This is a genomic window from Xenorhabdus sp. XBWT, from assembly GCF_059072735.1.
The window spans coordinates 2,164,775-2,185,420 of the sequence record NZ_CM180990.1; the positions used below are offsets into that span (position 1 = coordinate 2,164,775).

A 20,646-nucleotide genomic window follows, 5' to 3' on the forward strand; every position below is an offset into this window, starting at 1 on the left:
ACATCACTATTCTGTTGGAACTGTTTGTTTTTCTTGAGCCGCTTTCTTGGCTTTAGCCCGTGCAATTGCAGCAGCTACGGCGGCTTTACGCGGGTCGGTTTCTTCCGGCTCAGCGGCAACGGTGGGTTGCATAGCTGGCTCAGTCTGACTCTGCGCGGCTTTCTTGGCCTTAGCCCGGGCAATTGCAGCAGCTACAGCGGCTTTGCGTGGATCGGTGTCTTCCGGTTCAGCGACTACGGCAGGTTGCGTTGTAGGTTCGGCCGGGCTTTGTGCTGATTTCTTAGCCTTGGCGCGCGCAATTGCTGCGGCAACTGCCGCTTTGCGCGGGTCGGGCGTCTCAGCCGCACTATTTTGTTGAGGCTCTTCTGGTGACGTTGTCACGTCGCCGTTTTGGGCGGCCTTTTTCGCTTTTGCTCTGGCGATTGCGGCGGCTAAAGTGGCTTTATGTGGGTCCTCATTTTCAATGGCGGAAGCAGGTGTTTCCGTATTCAAATGTGTAGCCATTTGTTTTTCGGCCTGATGAGCCCGCAATTGTTCTTTTCTGGCTTTGCGTGCTGCAATGACTGCTGCATTATCAGGAGATTGCCCGGCTTGCACTGTGATAGTTTCACCGGCATTGACCTGTTTTTCCTTCATGCGAGAAAGGGCTGCTTGTACAGTATCTTTATCCGCATTATCAATTTGAACTGCGGCTTTTTTGTGGCGTTCTTCACGCGCTGATTTTTCTCGTTCCATACGGGATTGTTTAGCTTCAAAACGAAGCTTGGCTTCGGCTGAGCGGCGTGTTTCTGAATCTATAGCCCGTATTTCTGCTTTTTCCTGCCGATAGTATTGAACCAGCGGAATATTGCTTGGGCATACATAAGCGCAGGCTCCACATTCAATACAGTCGAATAAATGATGATTCTTGGCTTTTTCGTGTTCTTGCCCGCGGCTGAACCAATAAAGTTGCTGGGGTAATAATCCGGCAGGGCATGCTTCAACGCACAAGCCACAACGAATACATGCCTCTTCAATCTCTTTGGGTCCCATTTCCTGTGCCGAAGGCGCAAGAATGCAGTTACTGATTTTAACGATGGGGACATTGAGATCAGGCAGAGTAAAGCCCATTAATGGCCCGCCCATAATCACCATTTGTTCTGTTTTGGGTTTAAATCCGACTTGTTGTAACAAAAATTGAACAGGTGTACCGAGGCGTGCCCAGAAGTTACCCGGAGAGGCGATGGCTTCTCCTGTCAGGGTCACAATACGTTCAATAAGGGGTTCTCCATTAATGATGGCGCGCTTAATTGCCACCACTGTACCGACGTTTTGCATAAGCACACCGATATCAGAAGAACGTCCGCCAGATGGTACTTCTTTACCTGTCAGGATTTTTGTCAGTTGCTTGGCACCGCCAGAAGGGTATTTTGTCGGGATCACCCGTACAATAATCGATTTATCACCATTGAGCGCTTTATTGAGTGCTTTAACGGCTTCAGGTTTATTATCCTCAACCCCGATCAGCACCTGTTCTGGATTGAGTAAATGCATCAAAATCCGAATGCCTTCGATAACCTCTTGCGCATGCTCCTGCATTAAACGGTCGTCAGCCGTTATATAGGGTTCACACTCAGCAGCGTTGATAATCAATGTCTTGAGATCGTGTTTCCCGCCATTGAGCTTGGTTGCAGTAGGGAAACCCGCCCCCCCTAATCCTGCAATACCTGCCTGATGAATGCGTTGTAATAGTTCATTGGCATCAAGCTGTGTGTAATCAGGAGATTGAATTCGTTCACACCATTGATCTCTGCCATCAGGATGCAATCGGATACATAATTCGTTCAGCCCGGAAGGATGTGCGGTAACACAAGGTTCGATTGCTGTAATCGTCCCTGATGTCGAGGCATGAACGGGGACGGTTCGGCCTGTACCGATAGTCAATGGCTGGCCTTTCAGTACCTTATCTCCAACCTTAACCAACAATTCACCTTCCGGTCCTAAATGCTGTTGCAAGGGAATAATGAATTCATCTGGTAATGGTGCATGCCGCAGCGGTGTGTGGCTGGATTGTAATTTCATTTCCGGTGGATGGATGCCTCCATCAAAATCCCAGATTTTATTCTTGTTGAGCAAGTTAAATAGATTAAACATGGGTTTTAACCTCAACTGGCTTAACAGAAGAGAACAAAGCGGATTCTGGAGTTACGGGGATGTTTTTTACTGGAATGGTGTTTAAATCCCATTTCCAATTTGAGGTAGTCGTGGCAACGGGGATCATCGTAATACAATCTGTTGGGCAAGGTGCGACGCACAGGTCACATCCTGTGCAGAGATCTTCAACAACGGTGTGCATAGCGCGGTTTGCACCAATAATGGCATCGACAGGACATGCCTGAATGCATTTTGTGCAGCCTATGCAGTTTTCTTCATCAATGAAAGCGACTTTTCTGGCCGGATTTTGTACGCTGTTATCACCATCCAGTGGTTGTGGATCAACACCCAGCAATTCGGACATTTTGAGCATAACCTGCTCTCCGCCTGGGGCGCATTTATTGATCATCTCACCATTATTGGCGACCGCTTCTGCATAAGGGCGACAGCCGGGATAGCTACATTGTCCACATTGACTCTGAGGTAACAGATCATCAATTTTCTCAACAATCGGATCTTCTTCGACTTTAAAACGGCGGGCGGCGAAGCCAAGAATCAGACCAAAGGTTAATCCGAGTACGCCTAATACGCTAATAGCAATCCACAATGATATCATCAGAATTTCACCAAACCACTAAAGCCCATAAATGCGAGGGACATTAATCCCGCCGTAATAAGGCCTATCGATGAACCACGAAAAGGAGCTGGAATATTGGCAACAGCCAGACGTTCACGAATGGCGGCAAACAGCACCATAACAAGGGAAAACCCGGTGGCAGCGCTAAAACCGTATACCGCGGACTGTAAAAAACCGTGAGATTGATTGACATTCAGTAAGGCGACACCGAGTACAGCGCAGTTGGTTGTAATCAGTGGCAGGAAAATACCTAAGAGCCTGTAAAGTGTTGGACTGGTTTTACGGACGACCAGTTCGGTAAATTGAACGACAACCGCAATAACAAGAATAAAGCTTAGAGTACGCAAATAAACTAAATCAAGAGGTACGAGAATAAAGGTGTTTATCAACCATGAACTAATGGAAGCTAAGGTTAGAACAAATGTTGTTGCTAACCCCATTCCGATGGCTGTTTCGAGTTTTTTAGATACACCCATAAAAGGACATAGGCCTAAAAACTTTACTAAAACAAAGTTATTGACCAATACTGTGCCAATAAATAACAGAAGGTATTCAGTCATTGCTATACCTGAAAATAAGATGCTGGAAAGTAAAACACTGTTATACCCGTCATTCTATTGGGTATATATAGTCTGAATAGAAATTCCCCACCTTATGGTGGGGTAAGCGGAGGCAATAATAACAATCAATTGTAGGGTATGTTATCGATCTTGTGTGAAAGTCATTTTTACGCGATGCGAACGCTTAATATAAGGAACGAAAATAGCGGCAGCCAGTAATGGCCATAGTAATGAACGTGTTGCCATCTCATCAGTAATAGGGGAAAAAGCGAAGGTTTTTATGGAAATTAAAATGGAAACCATAAGCCAAATAATAAAAATACGCGGAAAACGTTTTGAACGCATAAAAAGCAATCGCAATACCCATACAGTAAAACACCACATCATTGCCGTGGTTAATGCAGAGATATACCACATAAAGATGAAACCATTATCGAATTGGTGGATTTCCTGATTTTTCATGGCATATAGCAACAACATCAAACTGGCGGTGATTAATGTCATGATTAGATAAGCGGCAGGAGCCAATAACCAACCGTTAATACGATAATAATCATTAGATTGATACATAAAAAATTTTCATTCCATAATGAGTATCTTGAGATAAGGAAAAGATAGTAGCACAGGAATCGTGATTATTTGCTAACGTGTGATAGGTGGTGATATTTTCTGATGTTTTGTTACTAATCCACTGTCTTGTGACTGAATTTGTTGTGTTACAGGCTAGGGTATTACTATCATTTTTTAGGGGCTGTTATGAGTGATTTTCTGAAAGTGGGTTTGGTGGGCTATGGTTATGCAAGTAAAACCTTCCATGCGCCACTGATTGCAGGAACACCGAATGTTGAATTGGCTGCAATTTCCAGCAGTGATGCAGAAAAAGTCAAAAAAGATTGGCCAGCGGTGTCAGTCGTTTCTTCGCCGGAAATTCTGTTCAATGATCCAGTTATCGATCTTATTGTAATCCCAACCCCCAATGATACTCACTATCCGCTGGCACAAAAGGCATTGGCGGTGGGTAAGCATGTTATTGTTGATAAGCCTTTTACCATTACTGTGGAACAGGCAGAATCGCTGAAAAAGCAAGCGGAAGAAAAAGGTTTGCTGTTGTCTGTATTCCATAATCGTCGTTGGGACTCTGGTTTTTTGACAGTGAAATCAATTATTAAAGAGAATAAATTGGGTGAGTTGAAATACTATGAATCCCACTTTGATCGTTATCGTCCTGCTGTTCGTCAACGTTGGCGGGAAGCTGCCGGTGCGGGTAGTGGAATTTGGTATGATTTGGGACCACACTTGTTAGATCAGGCTGTTCAGCTTTTCGGTAAGCCACAAGCCATTACGACTGATTTAGGTATGATCCGCCCGAATGCAGAGACAGCGGATTATTTTCATACACAGCTTCATTATCCTGATTTGAAAGTCGTGTTACATGCAACAATGCTTGCAGCGGCGGAATCGCCTATTTATACATTGCACGGAATGGCAGGTAGTTATATGAAATATGGATTGGATCCTCAGGAAGAATGTCTGAAAGCAGGTGAAAAGCTGCCACGGGCAGAGTGGGGTTACGATGCACGCGATGGATCAGTGACGTTGTCACAAGGAGATGACTTGATTACGCAGGTTGTCCCCACGATACCGGGTAATTACAGTGCGTATTATGCTGCTGTTCGTGATGCTATTTTGTTTGGGAAACCTAATCCTGTTACAGCCAGTGAAGCTATTCTGATTATGAAACTGATTGAAGCTGGTGAAAAATCAGCAAAAGAACAGCGCGCTATTCTGATTGATTAGTTTCGATTCTGGACACATCAATCAATTCAATCGGTGCGCAGTGAATTATCCCCTTTGGTCAGAAGATTGTTCAGTAGTCAATGGGGGTATTGATAGTTCAACTCGTTCCTTGTGGGCAAAGGAAGCATTTTGATGAATTTGTTGCAAAAGTTAAAGATTGACTCTTTTTTGGTGACGCTGATTACTGTGGTCATCATTGCTTCATTTTTTCCCAGTGAAGGAGAGGTGAAAAAATGGTTTCAGTATTTAACCACTGCTGCCATTGCGTTGCTGTTCTTTATGCATGGTGCCAAATTGTCCCGTGACGCTATTTTAGCGGGGATCGGACATTGGCGGCTGCATTTGGTTATTTTCAGTAGTACTTTTTTTTTATTCCCGATACTGGGGATGGGGCTTCATTTCATTGTTCCGGAATGGATATCACCCACCGTCTATATGGGTTTCCTATATCTTTGTGCTTTACCTGCTACTGTACAGTCTGCTATTGCATTTACTTCTGTTGCTGGTGGAAATGTTGCAGCGGCGATATGTAGTGCTTCTGCTTCAAGTTTGTTAGGTGTCTTCGTTTCCCCTTTATTGGTGGGTTTTTTGATCCAGACTCATGATAGTGGCGCTCATGGTGATACATGGAAAGCGATAAAAGATATCATTTTGCAACTAATGGTGCCTTTTATTGTTGGGCATTTATCGCGGCCCTTGATTGCCGGCTGGGTGGAGAAACATAAAAAACTGATCAATATGACAGACCGTTCTTCTATTTTGCTGGTGGTGTACGTTGCATTCAGTGAAGCGGTGGTAGAAGGTATTTGGCATAAAATTGATGCCTACTCGCTCTTTATGATCGGTCTTGTATGCTGTGTTTTATTGGCTGTGGTGTTAATTATAAACGTATATAGTTCACGTCTCTTGGGTTTCAGTCAGGAAGATGAAATTACAATTGTTTTTTGTGGTTCAAAGAAAAGTCTTGCGAATGGTGTACCGATGGCCAATGTGCTGTTTCCTGCTTCAATGGTAGGAGTAATGCTGTTACCGCTAATGATTTTCCACCAGATCCAACTGATGGTCTGCGCCGTGCTTGCTCAACGTTATGCGCGGCGTTTAAAAAGGAAGTCAATCAGTTAATCAAGGCATGGCGCGGTGATATCTTTCTCTATCTTTCTGAAACAAAAAAGGCAGATTTATGTCTGCCTTCAAGATTAAATGGATTGGAATAAGTAGCATTTCTTAGCGTTTGGCTACTTTAGCTTTCAGTGCCTGTTTTTCCGCTTCGCTGAGGAACGCGGTTGCCAATCCGTTAATCTGTGCCTGTCTAATCTGTTCTGGTGACAATCCTGCCGCAGGTGCGGCAACATGATACTCATGATGGATTTCAATACCTTCTACTGCTGGGTCATCGGTATTGATTGAAGCCAGAACTCCATGCTCAAGGAATTGTTTCAGTGGGTGAGCTTGCAAGGAGCTGACGGTGCTGGTTTGTAGGTTAGATGTCAGGCAGGATTCAATGCCAATACCATGTTTTGCCAAATAATCCATCAGCGCTGGGTCATTGATGGCTTTAACACCATGTCCAATACGGGTTGCTCCCAATTCACGGATAGCATGCCAGATACTCTCTGAACCAGCGGCTTCACCGGCATGTACGCTAATATTCCAGCCTGCATCGCGTGCTTGAATAAAATGTGGTTCAAAGAGATGTCCAGGGAATCCCAGTTCATCACCCGCGAGATCTAATGCTGTAATGTGTTTTTTATGAGCAAGAAGCCCAGATAGTTCTTGAGAACAGGCTATTTCACCAAATGTTCTGCTCAGAATACCAATCAAACGGATCTGAATATCATGTTGTTGGCTTGCTGAATGAATACCATCAATAACGGCTTCAACGACTCCCTCAACAGGCAACTGGTGTTTCATGGACATATAGTAAGGGGAGAAACGTAGTTCAGCATAATCAAGGCCGGCATTGACGGCATCTTCAACGTTTTCAATGGCTACTCTGCGGCAGGCATCTAAATCAGCCAGAACCGCGACTCCCCAGTCCAGTTTCTGGAGAAAACTGATAAGGTCAGGTTCGTTTTCAATAATCTGGACATGGGGACGTAATGCTTCCAGTTCATAAGCGGGCAGAGGAATATTGTGCTGACGTGCGAGAGACAGAATGGTTTCAGGGCGAATATTACCATCAAGGTGACGGTGCAAATCGGTCAGTGGAAGCCGTGTATCAATCATTTGTTTATCCTTCTTATTAAATTTATATCTATACCCGTCGTCTTTCAAGTTGCAGCTTTGTTGGCTGCGCTCACTCACCCCAGTCACATAGTTAGCTATGCTCCTGGGGGTTCATTCCCTTGCCGTCGTGCTGCATCTTGAAATCCATTGGGTATACAAAAAAGCCAGTCAACATGTTGACTGGCAAGAAAATTAAAGCGCTATCTTGTAGAATAAATCGGTTCGGGTTCTGTTTATTCGTTATGGTGACTGTTGTTCACTTATTTAACTGTAGGAATTTCAGTCTCATTGTCTTGCTCACCATCTGTACCATCATAGGACCCGCCCAGTCCATTATCAAGCAGGAATTGATTCAGGCTGGATTCTTTGTTGTTTAATTCCACTTTATCTTTGGCATAGTGGAGGTTAAGTCCAATAACACCGTTTTCATCAGTAATGATCTTATATTTAAGGCCTTCCTGAGTCAGTTTCTGGACTTGTTTTTCCGCTTTAACTTCTGCGGCTGTTTTATCTTTACCCTCTAATATCTCTGTTTTTGTCAAAGATTCAATCAACATAGCTTTGGGGATGTTGATTTGTAATGACAACTCTTGGATCAGATTACGGATCATCTCTTCTGGTTCCATAGAGAACAGCGTGTTTTTATCTTCTGGAATGTTCTGTAAGGCAAGTTTGAAATTGACAGAACTCTCACCTTTACTGTTTTTCCAGCTAAAAGGAGAGATACTGAATTGAGGATTTTTATTAAAGAGCAGATGCAAATTATTGAAGATACCATAGGAAACTGCATCAGAATCTAATTCATCATTGGTTAAAGCATTCGCTACGGTATCATTATAGGCCTGAGTAAACTTGCGAACAGATTCACCATCCAGTTTTTCCATGTCCAGAACAAACTTACCTGAACCTAATTCCATATCTTTGATTTTTATGCCATCAATGCTGTAACCGACTTTAATGTTCAGATTATCTTTATCATCAGTCAGGTTAGATGTGATTTTAATTCCTTTGAAAGAGACATCATTGAAGTCTTCAGCTTTGGGTTTACCTTCATCTCCATGAATAGAAATTTCGCCGATGCTATAGTTTTGATCCCCAACATAGATATCAAAATTACCTTTTTTGTTCTCGCCGGTAAAATGAATACCTTTCAGGATAATTGCTTCTTTTTTGGTCTGGCTACTGAAAGACAGCCCATCACTATTGATGTCAAATGAGAATGCGCTTAAGTCATGATTTGTGTCAGCAACGATCTTTGCTCCTGAAAAAGAGAAAACATATTTTTCTCCATTCTCTTTGGTTTCTGTGTGATTAATCGGGATCAAATCAATATTGGCTGAAAGACTGCGGTTATAACCAACATTGGCATTTAAGTTAAACAGCGATTTTTCTTGCGTAAAATTAAACAGTTCTTTCAGTGCATCGCTTTTTTCAAGCTCTGCATGGATGGATGCCATTTTTGGCAATAGGTTAAATTTTTTCAGGTTTGCAATAGGGAATGGCCCATGTTCGATGGTGGATTTGAAAACAATCTCTTCATTTGGCTGGATACCCGCATTTTCCACACCATTTTTGACATTCAGAATTAAACGGACATCAGAACTGAAAATACCACGATTAAAATCTTTTGCTTGCCATTCTGCGCCACTTTCAGGAAATGCTTTTTCTATCTCAGTGTTTGCCTTATTGACGATATGATTTAAATGCTCTTCAAGTTTCTTACCTGTATACCATGATGCACCTGTCCATATCGCACCTAGAGCAACAATAACGCTTACAGCGACTAACGATTTTTTCATGTGTGAATCTCACCCTTTTAACGCATACAACATAATAGATTTTTGCGTTCTGTATTTATGCCAATTGTGGTTGTTAAGTGTATAGTCTAGTTAAAAAATTTTTAATTAATTTTCATTAAAAATGTGACTGACAACCGATGGGGACTCATATAACTAAATGAATATAAAAAATTAATTAAATACTTTGGCTAATTTACCATCACCATGAACAGTCACGGTTCTTTCTATAGCAGATAAGAAAATTGATTCACCTGAGAATAATCTCAATTGCTGCTCATCAGTGCTAATAACTATTTGACCTTCAACACAAAATAGAACTGATGCGGAATCATTTTCCAATGTTATCGGTTGTTCTTGGATAGTATAAACAGAAAAACGAAAATCATTGACGGGAACAGGGTAGTCCAGCGCGTCTTTTTTCTGTTCTGGAATAGTCAGCAAGGTATTGGCAGGTTTTGGAATAAAGTCTAGATTAGCCATTAATTCTGGGACGTCGATATGTTTGCTGGTTAAACCGGCTCGTAGAACATTGTCAGAATTAGCCATAACTTCCAAAGCCACACCTTCAAGATAAGCGTGAGGAGTACGGGCATAAAGAAACATTGCTTGACTTGGTTTCAGTTCGACTACATTAAGCAGAAGGGGAGAAAATAGGCCATTATCATCAGGATAGAAGGTTGTCATCTTTCTGATGGTATCCCACGGTTCTCCTTGATGACTATTTAAAGCAGACTTCAAGACCGCAATGGCCAAACGTTTTTGCTTACCTTGCATATTCAATAACTGAGAAAAGAGAAATGATAGATTTTTCTCAGTCGGTTGCTGGATGAATGTCTGAATATCAGGGTGTGCGGCAGAAACATAACCCAGTAATTGCGCGCTCTCAGATAAAGGCCGAAAAGCATTCATCGCTTTAAATGGGGTGAGTGCATATACCAATTCAGGTTTATGATTATCGTCTTTATAGTTGCGTTGTGCTGAATCTAAAGGTAACCCTGCCATATTTTCTTTGGCGAATCCTTGTTCTGCTGATGTTTTGTCAGGATGAACCTGGATTGAAAGTGGCTGGGCTGCGCACAATACTTTGAACAAGAAAGGTAATCGTTGGAATTGCTGGGCCACTTTATCCCCAAGGTATTTTGTCGGCTCCTTGGCAATCAGAGTATTCAAGGTGATGGTTTCACCTGTTTGAGGATCGGCTACAAGTGAACTACATTTCGGGTGTGCTCCCATCCATAATTCTGCCATTGGCTGATTATCGGGGTTTCTGATACCATAAATATCCGTCAGAGCGGTTTTACTCCCCCAATCATAATATTGGATATTGTTGGTCATTTTCAGCATGGTGTAATTTCCTGTTGTAAAAAATAAATTTATTTATATGACTACAATACAATAAACACGATTAGGTCGCATTATCGATAATAAGTTTATGGCATTATAATGAGATGCCGACTAATTTATCTGCAAATTTTGTTCCGGCGTATTCAATTATTCTGTGTGCTAAGGAGATAGTAATGGCAGCCACTCGCATTGAAAAAGACTCAATGGGACCTATCGAAGTACCTGCTGACCAATTATGGGGAGCGCAAACCCAGCGCTCACTGGAGCATTTCCGCATTTCTCAGGAAAAAATGCCTGTTGCGCTGATTGATGCTCTTGCATTGACTAAACAAGCAGCAGCCAGCGTTAACATGGATTTGGGCCTCCTACCTAAAGAACGTGGTGACGCAATTATCGCTGCGGCGAAAGAGGTGTTGGAAGGTAAACACCCAACAGAATTCCCTCTTGCTATTTGGCAGACCGGTTCGGGAACTCAAAGCAACATGAACATGAATGAAGTGTTGGCGAACCGTGGTAGTGAGATCCTTGGCGGTCAAAGGGGCAACGAACGTTTGATTCACCCTAATGATGATGTCAACAAAAGTCAAAGTTCCAATGACGTTTTCCCAACCGCAATGCATGTCGCGGCTGTTGTTGCGTTACGCGAACATCTGTTGCCGGAGTTAAAAGTATTACAAAAAACGTTGTCAGATAAAGCGGAAGCGTTCAAAAACATCGTAAAAATTGGCCGTACTCACTTACAAGATGCTACTCCTCTGACTTTAGGTCAGGAGGTTTCTGGTTGGGCGGCCATGTTGACACATAACCTGAAACACATTGAAGACAGTATTCCTCATGTATGTGAATTGGCTCTGGGTGGTACAGCGGTAGGAACGGGCCTGAATACTCATCCTGAATATGCTGTCCGTGTTGCAAAGAAAATTGCAGAGTTATCCGGTCAGCCTTTCGTAACTTCTCCTAATAAATTTGAGGCGTTGGCAACTTGTGATGCACTGGTTCACTCACATGGCGCACTAAAAGGTTTATCGGCATCGTTGATGAAAATTGCTAACGACGTTCGTTGGCTGGCTTCTGGCCCTCGTTGTGGTATTGGTGAAATTTCCATTCCAGAAAATGAGCCTGGCAGTTCCATTATGCCAGGTAAAGTCAATCCAACTCAGTGTGAAGCACTGACAATGTTGTGTGCTCAGGTTATGGGTAACGACGTTGCTATCAATATTGGCGGGGCATCTGGTAATTTTGAACTGAACGTGTTCCGACCAATGGTGATTGATAACTTCCTGCAATCTGTTCGTCTGCTGGCGGATGGTATGCGTAGTTTCAATGAGCATTGTGCTGTTGGTATTGAGCCTAATCATAGCCGTATCACTCAATTGTTGAATGAATCACTGATGCTGGTAACTGCACTGAATACTCATATCGGCTACGATAAAGCGGCTGAAATTGCCAAGAAAGCCCATAAAGAAGGTCTGACTTTGAAACAGTCAGCGATGCAGTTAGGGTATTTGACTGAAGCTGAGTTTGATGAGTGGGTTCGCCCAGAGGAAATGGTAGGTAGCATGAAATAATGCTTGCTACTGAATGACCTATCTACGTCACTAACTAAAAAGGCCGGAGCTGATTATAGTTCCGGCCTTTTTAGATCTTAGATTTCTCTGTAGAGATGTAGACGAGGAATAATAAGTTCAAGTGGTTTTGCTTTAGGCTTGTATCTATGTTTTATGGTATTGGCATTATAGTCAGGTAATGCACCGATTTTCGGTTTGATCTCACTATCTTCTGTATAGAAAACAATAACGGGAAGAGGGCATGCATATTGAACTTGTTTCTGTAACTCTGAATACCACACTCGGGTAATGGGTTGAACTTTCACTGGCCGTTTGATTTTCAGTACTGCATCATCCGGGAGTTTTTTGATATCTGTAATTTCTAATTCGACTAATGCAGCCCATTGTTCACTGGAGTAGGGAGGGACTGCCCGTCCTGCGTTATGACTTTTCTCCAACCGTTCCAGAATTTGTTGCTTAGTAACTTTATTAATAATATTTTTATTGGCCCAACCAAAATTGATGGAATCAGGGTTTAATAGGGGAGTAATGGTGCGATAAGCATTCAGAGTAATTAACCCTCTTAAATGATCATGAACAAATTCAAATCTCTGTTCTTTACTGATACCGGATTCTTTGGTAACAATATTTTCTAGTTCAGCTTTAAATTGATTCACTTCATTGATTACATTCACCGCTTTTTTGTACTGCTGGTGGCTTACAGAAAAACATAGCGCTCCTGGAAGCCGGCTTGCGGCTTTGCTACTGATATTGGGATTGTTATGGTGTATGAATAGCTTCTGATAGAAGCGTAATCCTAAGTTGAGGGCTTCATTACCCTTCAGTGGGTTAACTTGAATTTCAGTTATTTGCTCATGTTCTTCACCTTTTTCGATTTGAGGTAATTCAAATACCCGGGCATCAATAAGTGGATAGTCAATTAACAGTCCAATCAGTTCAGATAACTTTTCTTCTTGTCTTTTGAAGCAAGCTGTAAGCGATTCTATTGAAAGGTATTTATTCATAATTATTCTCTACGGTTACACATCATAGCTTTTTGAATGCACTTAGTTACAACATACTATTAATTCAAAAACAACTTTCTCAAACATCAGCAATAAAATCAAACAAAAAATTCAATCATAAGTAGGAGATAAAAAGCATTTATTGCATAGTATTTCTATGTTGTGATAAAAATTTAACAGGAGGTATTTTATTCATTAATAGGGGTATTGGTGCTTCATTCTAAGTATTGATGCAATACTATTTATTTTTCCAAGTGGAATGAGTAAGGATCTAAGGTTGTTAAATATGAAAAAATTACTCAAGCCTGTGAATTCGTTTAAAAAGGTTATCGATACATTATTACCATATTCAGAGTTAATTACGTCTGATTTACCGACACAAGGATTATTAATCAGAATCGAAGATGAATTCGCTAAGTTTTTTTTATTGGAGCAAGGATACGTCAATATGCATAGAATAAATGACGATCTAATCATTGCTACTTTTTTTTCGCCTCACATCATTGGCTTGTCTTTCTATTCTGGTTCTGAAATCTACTACTCACTTGAACTAGGGCCAAATTGTAAAGTACACCAAATTCCTAGGATTAGTGCGTTAAATGCCATAAAGAAGCATGATCTTTATAGGGAATGGATGAGAATAATTTCGTATAAGATCTCCTTTCTTTATGCCAGAGATATCAGTATCTACCGCCATGACAACAAAGAAATTGTATATAGTCTATTATCTCGTTTGATGGATCTACCTGACGAATTTCGGGAAAATATCTCCGCCATCAAGTATATAGAAAAACGATGTACACTTTCTCGAAGTTGTATACAAAGAATATTGCTCTCATTGAAGAAGGAAGGGAATATAGAAATTATTGAGGGATATTTAACAAAGATTATTGCATTACCTAGCCAGTCTTATTATTGAAGGTTAGGGCGGAAAAGAAACATAAACAAATAAGGCTATTTAAAGTGTCTCGTTTAAAAATTGCCGGTATTAAATGAATGCCGGCAATTTTATTTTATCATCTATCCAATTGATTAAGTTTTAAGCTCAAAGAAAGAGCGACTATCATTAATAATGAAATAAATGCGGCGACACCGTTCCAACCAAAATGGAACCAAAATATGCCACCTAATGTCCCTGCAATGCTTGATCCTGCATAATAACCGAATAGATAAAGCGATGATGCTTGTGCTCTGGCACGCTTGGTTCTTTGTCCAACCCATCCACTAGCAACAGCATGAGCAGCGAAGAAGCCTGTCGTTAGTATCATCATTCCAAGCATTACAGTCCAGATTTTACTGGCGAATGTGGGAGTAACCCCGAAGATTTCACAAGAGGCGGGGGAAGCAATGACAATACTTGGATTAGTTGCAGCAGGATTGGGGGTAAGTATTATCACTGAATCATTTACCCGAATGAAACTGGATGGTGTCCAATATCTGCCTTTAGCAAATAATATTGCTTATTCTGAAGTCTGGTTGGTCAAACATAAAAATCGTAACAATAGTACTGCGGCAGATAGACTAACCAATCTCTTAATTTCAAACGTTCTTGATTTCAGACATGGCTGATAAAAATTTTTAATAAAAAAAGTGATATTTGGTTTATCGGTTAATTGATCAATATAGTCCTATCTCACGTATCGCACTTTCCAAAAGAGCGCAGTTGGCACCGGCCAGCATCACGAAAATCACTCGGGAACTGATTGATGCCCACTTAATGAAAGAAACCGAATTTTCCGAATTAGGTTTTCGTGGTCGTCCTGCTATTGGCTTGATTAAACAATCGCTATACGACGGTGAGTTGTTAACTGAACTCATGCGAGGATAAAGATAATAGATAACGCGTATAACAGGAAAAACATTGAGCTAACGCAATCCCTATCTCAAACACATCTCCTACACTCTAAACTTGCTCGTTAAAAGAGTAACCGATCTATCTGTACTATTATTACGGAAAACGGAAAAATGAATTTATGTTAACGCGCTTATTTGTTACAGGCACGGATACCAACATCGGTAAAACAGTTGTTACCCGCGCATTACTGCAAGTTTTTAATCGTGAAGGAGCCACCGCAGTTGGGTATAAACCCATTGCGACAGAAAAACAAGAAACACCGGAGGGAATACGTAATCATGATGCCTTAGTCATACATAAATCTTCATCGGTTCAAGTAGATTATGAAGAGATCAATCCTGTTATCTGGGAAAGCAATTACGGAGAAAAAAATCGGGCTGATTTTATTCAAATGACAAAGGGCCTGAAAAATTTAGGGGACAAAGCTGATCGCGTGATCATCGAAGGTAACGGTGGTTGGCGTATGTTACTAGACGATGAGACGTTTTATTCTGATTGGGTTGTACAAGAAAAAATTCCAGTTATTTTAGTTGTGGGAATTCAAGCTGGATGTGTCAATCATGCTATTCTGACTGTTCAGTCAATTATTAATGATAATGTACCTTTAATTGGCTGGATTGCTAATCGCATTAATCCTGGATTAGCTCACTATGCTAAAATACTGGATAGGTTACGTTGTCACATGCCAGCCCCGCAGTTGGGGGAAATTCCTTATCTTTTCAGGCCAGAAGAACGTGATTTATCCTGTTATTTAGATGTTTCTGTTATTAGCGGGCTTTGATAAGTAAATAAAAAAGGGAGCATTACTTGCTCCCTTTTTTATTTTTATGTTCACACTGAACTGATCTCGATAAGAAAGTTACATCTGATCTTTCTTTTTGTCGGTAGTGGCACTGGATACATCTGTGTGGGAAAGACGGATATAAACTATTTTTTGCTCGCCGAGATCACAGTGACCAACAACTTTTCCACCGTTTGCTACAGTATCGTCTTTAGGAACGACATCAAGCCTAAAATTCGTTTCGGAAACACCATTTTTAATGATTTTTTGCGTAATTTCCTCTTTCAGACTTTCACATGTCGTTTTCTGTGAAGCTTGCACTGTAAGAGGAGAAAGTACAAAAAACAAAGCACCAGTCAGTAGGATCTTTTTCACCCTCATCTCCTTATATTGATGTTGGTGTTGAGTCTATCAAAGTTTGATCGGACGACCTGTATTGATATCCAGACAACGTTTTGTATTTGGTTCCCAATAAGCGTTAATATTGGCGCTTTTTAAACAGTCGTCACGATTATCAACTTCTGCGTCATACTTATCAAATTCTTTCTCTTTCCTGTTGCCTATTTTTTGACGCAATCCTTTTTGTTCATTCCATTCTTCTTTACTTTGACGAGCCTTTTCTTTATTCAACGAAGTCTCACCCCCATTGATAATCACGCAAGTACTATCTGATGTACAGGACGCAGAAAATGCCGATGATTGCCAAAATAGCGATAACATTAATGCAATAGCGGAAATGCTTTTAACAATCAAAGAACTATGAATGCGCATGTTTAAACCTCTTTCATGGAGCTATTTACTAAATAGATTATTATAAGACTAGGGCATTTATTGAAACTACTAAAAAAGATTAACGGACTACCTAGTTTTCAAGTTAGATAAAAAAGCTGACAATTTGTAAAAATAACTATTGGTTCCTATGTACACTTAAACCTGCAAATGACTGACAAACTGGCATCATTTCTAATGTATTAATATTGACACGAGAAGGGAGGTTCGCAACCCAAAATACTGCTTCTGCAATATCATCGGCAGTGAGAGCATCAACTCCTTCGTAAGTTTTATTAACCTTTCCCCCATCACCTTTAAAGCGAACATGAGAAAATTCTGTTCCGCTAACAAGCCCAGGTTCAATATCAGTAACTCGAATATTCTTCCCTTGTAAATCAGCTCGCAATCCTAGACTAAATTGTTTGACGAAAGCTTTGGTAGCACCGTATACGTTGCCACCGGCATAAGGCCAGCTCGCTGCGGTGGAACTAATATTAATAATATGTCCGTGATTAGCTTGTACCATATCAGGCAGCAGGACACGTGTCATATTCACCAGTCCTTTGGTATTAGTGTCAATCATTGTATCCCAATCATCCGGGTTAGTTTGATGAGCTGGTTCTAACCCTAGTGCAAGCCCTGCATTATTCACAAGAACATCTATACTACGCAGCGAGTCGGGTAATTGCTGAGCTACTTGCTCAATAGCGGTACGATCTCTTACATCAAGCTGGATGGGGTGGAAGTTTTCTCCTAACTCTTTTTTCAACGCATCTAATCTATCCTTACGACGTCCTGTAGCAATAACTATGGAACCATGTTTGATAAATTTTTTAGCGATAGCTTCACCAAAACCGGAAGTTGCTCCTGTAACAAAAACAATCATAATTAGACTCTTATCTGTGATGATTAATTGTATGGCTGGGGAATTATTTAAAAAATAAATAACATACCAGAATTGTAGATCACTTCCTTACTCCTCATGATGCGAGGGGAAACGATTTTTACCACATTTTGACCAATTTTTTACGTAACCAAAAGTCATTTTTCTTGATGATTCCTTAAATAAATCAACTAACAATATATTTGACGGAATAGGGGGCTGATATTTTGTTTCAACTCTGTCAAAAGCAGGTAGTGTAAACCCAGTGCTTTTCTTCAGTCTTTAAAATATAGTTTCTCAATAATAACTAAAAAATTTTCGCGGAAAGAGTGAAAAATTCGAACGATCAATGGTTGATATTATCCTGATATTCAATAGAATAATTGAATAAAGTTCGTTTGAGATAACACCAGTCTAGACGGATAAACTCTATGACTGATTTATCATACTGAACTAAAAGGATTTTTAGGCATAAATGACATTATGTGGAGAAATAATGAGTAATCTAATTGAACTGTTTGAAAATAATTTTGATGATGTAGTGACCTCAAACACAGAAATTTCTGTTGTCCGGTTTTGGGCACCTTGGTGTGGCCCATGTCGTATGGTTGCTCCAATATTTGAGAAACTATCCGAAGATATGGGCAAAAGTGCAACGTTCGGAGAGGTGGATATTGATGAAGCACCTTCCATTGCTGCACGTTATGGGATTCGTAGTATCCCAACCACTGTTGTATTCAAAAATGGCAAGCCCGTTGATGCATTGGTTGGTGTAGCTTCACTTTCTCAGTTTAAAGAGATGCTTTCAAAAGTATTGGATTCTTAAATTTGTTAAGGTTGTATAAAGTGAAAGTGGTTGTATTGAATTAGTGAGTACAACCACTGATTCTTGATAGAACATTCAAGACATCGGAACATAGCCGGCTTTTTGTTGGAGGTTGTATCGAGTTTATTTTTTTATTTCATGAAAGCTCCACCATACCCCAAACTTTTTCTCTCTTTTTTCTTTGTGCATAACGGAATACTTTTGAAGTGTTTTGTAGAATACCTCTATTGGGCCAAATTCTGCGAATGTCATAAACATTATCCCTTCATCTGTCAGATAATTACGATATTGGCTAAAAAGGGTTTCTCCATAACTTGATATAGTATGCCCTGAAAGGCTTTTTTCTGACCAAGATTCAGGAGAAATTGGTCCATTAGCAAATATGTAATCATATTTACCTTCGACAGACTCAAAGAGATTACTATTTATAAAATGAATATCAGTAATTTTATTCAGATAAGCATTATTTTTAGCATGGTATAATATATGGTCATCGATATCTGTTGCTGTTATCAAAGATGCACCATTAAGGGCAGAATAAATGGCAAGAACACCACTGCCAGTTCCTATATCAAGAATTTTTTTCCCCGTAATATCATGATGTATAATGTTTTTTATGAGTAATGGCGTAGAATACGTTTGTAATGGGGATGGAAGGAATGCTTGAGGAATAACAGATAATTTAATTCCTGCCAGTGTTATTTTTACAGGAATTCCATTATTAGTTCTTAATCTTTCCTTTTCCAACCACCATTTTACATAATTTTTGCTATTTTTATTCATGGCAAACTCCTTTTGTTAGGATTATTCTCAATTATTAAAAATAGAGATAGTCGAGTGTTTTTTATTTAACGTACTCAACCATACAAAAATTGATGTTTATTTCATCATTAGAATAAAGGCTCGATAAAAATCTGCAAAGGTCAAAACAGTTTCATTTCAGATAGTGGGAATAATGCTGAAAATTTCTTTCAATCTCTGAATATTGTTGCCACCAAGTCTATCAACATGCTGTTAATTTACGCTATTACAGATTTTGTTACGGGAGTTTTTTTTGATGGACATTTAATTACTATTCCTCAGGCGATTCTGTGTTAATAAAAATGAAATCGAAAGGTGAAGTTGAATGTATGCATATTTTTACTAACTGTGGTCAGGACAAACCTCAGTACTTTTTTAAAAGCTACGTTGGTTCGCATAATGTATATTATGTTAAATTAATGAGAATAGATAATAACTTTATTGGCATAAGTCCCAACACACATTGATTCAGTCTGATGATATAATGATGTTACCTGTTCTTTTCGGTTCCATTCATTCAATTGAAGACTTAACTTACAATGCACTTTGCATCGTAGTATTTATAGTTAGTAGCCGCTTTTTCGTCTTCGTAGCGTTCGACCGCAAACGGAAATAATGGTCAAATTTATTGATGACCACTACAAATATAAGAGGCCGAAACTGTCATCCTTTTAATTAAAAATTATGTTTTTTTACTCACAGAATAGTTGCATTTTCTTTCAAGATACATTTTTTTGTTGCAATAACCATTTATCTAGTTCATTTGCGAACCGTTGGCGATCGCGTTGGTTTAAAGCAGCAGGCCCTCCGGTTTGAACTCCACTCGCTCGCATCGTATCCATAAAATCACGCATAGTCAGACGTTCACGTATTGTCGCTTCACTATAACGTTCCCCGCGCGGATTGAGTGCTATTGCACCTTTTTCGATCACTTCAGCAGCAAGAGGGATATCTGCTGTAATCACTAAATCACCGATTTCTGAGTGACGAACAATTTCATTGTCAGCGACATCAAACCCGGCTGGGACTTGTAACGTACGTAAAAAAGCGGACGCAGGTATACTTAATCGTTGATTTGCCACGAATGTAACTCGTACTTTTTCACGTTCCGCTGCACGATATAATACTTCTTTTATAACCTTAGGACATGCATCAGCATCTACCCATATAGGCATAACAGATTCCTCCTAGTTTCAAATTTTTAGTAATATCTAAGATATTCCCACGATTTTCAAGATAATGAAACTGTTGTGGCATGCTAATTATTCATGTCTAACGGATTTGGAATGTCGGCATGACTCAAACAGAATAGTCTCCGACGTTTAGGCTAGGTTTAATCCGACAGATACATCGGTATCTGTCAGATCCGGTCTGAACTTTAAACTCCGGTTATGGAGTGTTTTTTCTAAATCAGACTCACTTATACAGTGTGTTTAGCCAAGTCTTTAGGGACTATTTTCTTGGATACATGATCTTTATTAATAGATAACACTATCTTTCCATGTAATCCATCCAATGGATTATCACCTATTTTTCCTATTGTCAAAATTGCAGCCCTATTTTTAACTCCAGAAAAAATAGAATCGTTTTCATTTTTTAGCCTATTAATATCTCTTGGAGAATACATATCATTAGTCATTACTTCTTCAGATATACCCTCA

21 protein-coding genes and 2 pseudogenes are annotated in these 20,646 nt (G+C 40.2%); 8 read left to right on the forward strand and 15 right to left on the reverse strand.

Translation table 11 applies throughout. The features are described 5' to 3' along the window. Positions 1-6: 6 nt before the first annotated feature. The 4 genes from rsxC to AC5JQI_RS09710 form a co-directional block, all read right to left on the reverse strand. Positions 7-2,133, reverse strand: coding sequence for an electron transport complex subunit RsxC (gene rsxC / locus AC5JQI_RS09695; protein ID WP_493911987.1), 2,127 nt, complete (start codon positions 2,131-2,133; stop codon positions 7-9). Further along, the gene (rsxB, locus tag AC5JQI_RS09700) at positions 2,126-2,749 is read right to left on the reverse strand and encodes an electron transport complex subunit RsxB (protein ID WP_493911988.1); all 624 of its coding nucleotides are present in this window, start codon (positions 2,747-2,749) and stop codon (positions 2,126-2,128) included. The genes rsxC and rsxB overlap by 8 nt, the downstream gene beginning before the upstream one ends. After that, entirely contained in the window at positions 2,749-3,330 is a 582-nt protein-coding gene (gene rsxA, locus AC5JQI_RS09705) for an electron transport complex subunit RsxA (protein ID WP_493911989.1), read from the reverse strand. The genes rsxB and rsxA overlap by 1 nt, the downstream gene beginning before the upstream one ends. A gap of 141 nt (positions 3,331-3,471) precedes the next feature. Beyond that, a complete protein-coding gene (locus AC5JQI_RS09710; RefSeq protein WP_493911990.1) occupies positions 3,472-3,900 on the reverse strand; it encodes a DUF2569 domain-containing protein in 429 nt (142 codons plus the stop codon). A 186-nt stretch (positions 3,901-4,086) separates the two neighbouring features. On the opposite strand from AC5JQI_RS09710, the gene AC5JQI_RS09715 reads away from it, so the two are divergent. Both AC5JQI_RS09715 and AC5JQI_RS09720 read left to right on the forward strand, forming a co-directional pair. Continuing rightward, positions 4,087-5,127, forward strand: coding sequence for an oxidoreductase (locus tag AC5JQI_RS09715; RefSeq protein WP_493911991.1), 1,041 nt, complete (start codon positions 4,087-4,089; stop codon positions 5,125-5,127). A gap of 132 nt (positions 5,128-5,259) precedes the next feature. Further along, positions 5,260-6,249 (forward strand): bile acid:sodium symporter family protein, encoded by a 990-nt coding sequence (locus AC5JQI_RS09720; RefSeq protein ID WP_493911992.1) that lies wholly within the window; start codon positions 5,260-5,262, stop codon positions 6,247-6,249. A gap of 102 nt (positions 6,250-6,351) precedes the next feature. Here AC5JQI_RS09720 and add read toward each other — a convergent pair whose 3' ends face one another. The 3 genes from add to manA form a co-directional block, all read right to left on the reverse strand. Beyond that, positions 6,352-7,353, reverse strand: a complete 1,002-nt coding sequence (gene add / locus AC5JQI_RS09725; protein WP_493911993.1) for an adenosine deaminase — start codon at positions 7,351-7,353, stop codon at positions 6,352-6,354. Positions 7,354-7,613: 260 nt separating this feature from the next. Beyond that, complete coding sequence (locus AC5JQI_RS09730; RefSeq protein ID WP_493911994.1) at positions 7,614-9,152, reverse strand: YdgA family protein; 1,539 nt, start codon at positions 9,150-9,152, stop codon at positions 7,614-7,616. Positions 9,153-9,323: 171 nt separating this feature from the next. After that, positions 9,324-10,496 (reverse strand): mannose-6-phosphate isomerase, encoded by a 1,173-nt coding sequence (gene manA, locus AC5JQI_RS09735; protein WP_493911995.1) that lies wholly within the window; start codon positions 10,494-10,496, stop codon positions 9,324-9,326. Between the two features lie 173 nt (positions 10,497-10,669). Here manA and fumC point away from each other — a divergent pair, with 173 nt between their 5' ends. Then, the gene (fumC, locus tag AC5JQI_RS09740; protein ID WP_237386759.1) at positions 10,670-12,064 is read left to right on the forward strand and encodes a class II fumarate hydratase; all 1,395 of its coding nucleotides are present in this window, start codon (positions 10,670-10,672) and stop codon (positions 12,062-12,064) included. A gap of 77 nt (positions 12,065-12,141) precedes the next feature. Here fumC and tus read toward each other — a convergent pair whose 3' ends face one another. Beyond that, positions 12,142-13,068 carry a DNA replication terminus site-binding protein gene (gene tus, locus AC5JQI_RS09745; protein WP_493911996.1) on the reverse strand — a complete coding sequence of 309 codons (927 nt, stop codon included), beginning with the start codon at positions 13,066-13,068 and terminating at the stop codon, positions 12,142-12,144. A gap of 286 nt (positions 13,069-13,354) precedes the next feature. Here tus and AC5JQI_RS09750 point away from each other — a divergent pair, with 286 nt between their 5' ends. Beyond that, positions 13,355-13,987 carry a helix-turn-helix domain-containing protein gene (locus tag AC5JQI_RS09750; protein WP_493911997.1) on the forward strand — a complete coding sequence of 211 codons (633 nt, stop codon included), beginning with the start codon at positions 13,355-13,357 and terminating at the stop codon, positions 13,985-13,987. 97 nt (positions 13,988-14,084) lie between these two features. Here the strand turns inward: AC5JQI_RS09750 and AC5JQI_RS09755 are convergent, their stop codons facing one another. Next, positions 14,085-14,348 carry a hypothetical protein gene (locus AC5JQI_RS09755; RefSeq protein WP_493911998.1) on the reverse strand — a complete coding sequence of 88 codons (264 nt, stop codon included), beginning with the start codon at positions 14,346-14,348 and terminating at the stop codon, positions 14,085-14,087. A 13-nt stretch (positions 14,349-14,361) separates the two neighbouring features. Here AC5JQI_RS09755 and AC5JQI_RS09760 point away from each other — a divergent pair. The 3 genes and pseudogenes from AC5JQI_RS09760 to bioD form a co-directional block, all read left to right on the forward strand. Next, positions 14,362-14,637 (forward strand): annotated as a pseudogene (locus tag AC5JQI_RS09760) (LysR substrate-binding domain-containing protein); the annotation flags it as partial. A gap of 28 nt (positions 14,638-14,665) precedes the next feature. Then, positions 14,666-14,845 (forward strand): annotated as a pseudogene (locus AC5JQI_RS09765) (sugar metabolism global transcriptional regulator Mlc); the annotation flags it as partial. 196 nt (positions 14,846-15,041) lie between these two features. Further along, positions 15,042-15,704 carry a dethiobiotin synthase gene (gene bioD, locus AC5JQI_RS09770; RefSeq protein ID WP_493911999.1) on the forward strand — a complete coding sequence of 221 codons (663 nt, stop codon included), beginning with the start codon at positions 15,042-15,044 and terminating at the stop codon, positions 15,702-15,704. A gap of 78 nt (positions 15,705-15,782) precedes the next feature. Here bioD and AC5JQI_RS09775 read toward each other — a convergent pair whose 3' ends face one another. The 3 genes from AC5JQI_RS09775 to ydfG form a co-directional block, all read right to left on the reverse strand. Beyond that, positions 15,783-16,079: a DUF1161 domain-containing protein gene (locus AC5JQI_RS09775; protein ID WP_493912000.1), complete on the reverse strand. Its 297-nt coding sequence runs from the start codon at positions 16,077-16,079 to the stop codon at positions 15,783-15,785. Positions 16,080-16,115: 36 nt separating this feature from the next. After that, positions 16,116-16,475, reverse strand: coding sequence for a DUF1283 family protein (locus tag AC5JQI_RS09780; RefSeq protein WP_493912001.1), 360 nt, complete (start codon positions 16,473-16,475; stop codon positions 16,116-16,118). 136 nt (positions 16,476-16,611) lie between these two features. Next, positions 16,612-17,361 carry a bifunctional NADP-dependent 3-hydroxy acid dehydrogenase/3-hydroxypropionate dehydrogenase YdfG gene (gene ydfG / locus AC5JQI_RS09785; protein ID WP_237386765.1) on the reverse strand — a complete coding sequence of 250 codons (750 nt, stop codon included), beginning with the start codon at positions 17,359-17,361 and terminating at the stop codon, positions 16,612-16,614. 493 nt (positions 17,362-17,854) lie between these two features. On the opposite strand from ydfG, the gene trxA reads away from it, so the two are divergent. Beyond that, the gene (gene trxA, locus AC5JQI_RS09790; RefSeq protein WP_237386766.1) at positions 17,855-18,184 is read left to right on the forward strand and encodes a thioredoxin; all 330 of its coding nucleotides are present in this window, start codon (positions 17,855-17,857) and stop codon (positions 18,182-18,184) included. 123 nt (positions 18,185-18,307) lie between these two features. Here trxA and AC5JQI_RS09795 read toward each other — a convergent pair whose 3' ends face one another. From AC5JQI_RS09795 to AC5JQI_RS09805, 3 genes are all read right to left on the reverse strand, one after another. Then, entirely contained in the window at positions 18,308-18,967 is a 660-nt protein-coding gene (locus AC5JQI_RS09795; protein WP_493912002.1) for a 50S ribosomal protein L11 methyltransferase, read from the reverse strand. A gap of 737 nt (positions 18,968-19,704) precedes the next feature. Further along, the gene (locus AC5JQI_RS09800) at positions 19,705-20,160 is read right to left on the reverse strand and encodes a YaiI/YqxD family protein (protein ID WP_493912003.1); all 456 of its coding nucleotides are present in this window, start codon (positions 20,158-20,160) and stop codon (positions 19,705-19,707) included. A 245-nt stretch (positions 20,161-20,405) separates the two neighbouring features. Beyond that, a complete protein-coding gene (locus AC5JQI_RS09805) occupies positions 20,406-20,624 on the reverse strand; it encodes a hypothetical protein (RefSeq protein ID WP_493912004.1) in 219 nt (72 codons plus the stop codon). Positions 20,625-20,646 lie beyond the last annotated feature (22 nt).

Excerpts from the sequence above, each read along its gene's own strand:
- rsxC (WP_493911987.1), bottom strand. The coding sequence starts at position 2,133 with ATGTTTAATCTATTTAACTTGCTCAACAAGAATAAAATCTGGGATTTT.
- rsxB (WP_493911988.1), bottom strand. The coding sequence starts at position 2,749 with ATGATATCATTGTGGATTGCTATTAGCGTATTAGGCGTACTCGGATTA.
- rsxA (WP_493911989.1), bottom strand. The coding sequence starts at position 3,330 with ATGACTGAATACCTTCTGTTATTTATTGGCACAGTATTGGTCAATAAC.
- AC5JQI_RS09710 (WP_493911990.1), bottom strand. The coding sequence starts at position 3,900 with ATGTATCAATCTAATGATTATTATCGTATTAACGGTTGGTTATTGGCT.
- AC5JQI_RS09715 (WP_493911991.1), top strand. The coding sequence starts at position 4,087 with ATGAGTGATTTTCTGAAAGTGGGTTTGGTGGGCTATGGTTATGCAAGT.
- AC5JQI_RS09720 (WP_493911992.1), top strand. The coding sequence starts at position 5,260 with ATGAATTTGTTGCAAAAGTTAAAGATTGACTCTTTTTTGGTGACGCTG.
- add (WP_493911993.1), bottom strand. The coding sequence starts at position 7,353 with ATGATTGATACACGGCTTCCACTGACCGATTTGCACCGTCACCTTGAT.
- AC5JQI_RS09730 (WP_493911994.1), bottom strand. The coding sequence starts at position 9,152 with ATGAAAAAATCGTTAGTCGCTGTAAGCGTTATTGTTGCTCTAGGTGCG.
- manA (WP_493911995.1), bottom strand. The coding sequence starts at position 10,496 with ATGCTGAAAATGACCAACAATATCCAATATTATGATTGGGGGAGTAAA.
- fumC (WP_237386759.1), top strand. The coding sequence starts at position 10,670 with ATGGCAGCCACTCGCATTGAAAAAGACTCAATGGGACCTATCGAAGTA.
- tus (WP_493911996.1), bottom strand. The coding sequence starts at position 13,068 with ATGAATAAATACCTTTCAATAGAATCGCTTACAGCTTGCTTCAAAAGA.
- AC5JQI_RS09750 (WP_493911997.1), top strand. The coding sequence starts at position 13,355 with ATGAAAAAATTACTCAAGCCTGTGAATTCGTTTAAAAAGGTTATCGAT.
- AC5JQI_RS09755 (WP_493911998.1), bottom strand. The coding sequence starts at position 14,348 with ATGCTTGGAATGATGATACTAACGACAGGCTTCTTCGCTGCTCATGCT.
- bioD (WP_493911999.1), top strand. The coding sequence starts at position 15,042 with ATGTTAACGCGCTTATTTGTTACAGGCACGGATACCAACATCGGTAAA.
- AC5JQI_RS09780 (WP_493912001.1), bottom strand. The coding sequence starts at position 16,475 with ATGCGCATTCATAGTTCTTTGATTGTTAAAAGCATTTCCGCTATTGCA.
- ydfG (WP_237386765.1), bottom strand. The coding sequence starts at position 17,361 with ATGATTGTTTTTGTTACAGGAGCAACTTCCGGTTTTGGTGAAGCTATC.
- trxA (WP_237386766.1), top strand. The coding sequence starts at position 17,855 with ATGAGTAATCTAATTGAACTGTTTGAAAATAATTTTGATGATGTAGTG.
- AC5JQI_RS09795 (WP_493912002.1), bottom strand. The coding sequence starts at position 18,967 with ATGAATAAAAATAGCAAAAATTATGTAAAATGGTGGTTGGAAAAGGAA.
- AC5JQI_RS09800 (WP_493912003.1), bottom strand. The coding sequence starts at position 20,160 with ATGCCTATATGGGTAGATGCTGATGCATGTCCTAAGGTTATAAAAGAA.
- AC5JQI_RS09805 (WP_493912004.1), bottom strand. The coding sequence starts at position 20,624 with ATGACTAATGATATGTATTCTCCAAGAGATATTAATAGGCTAAAAAAT.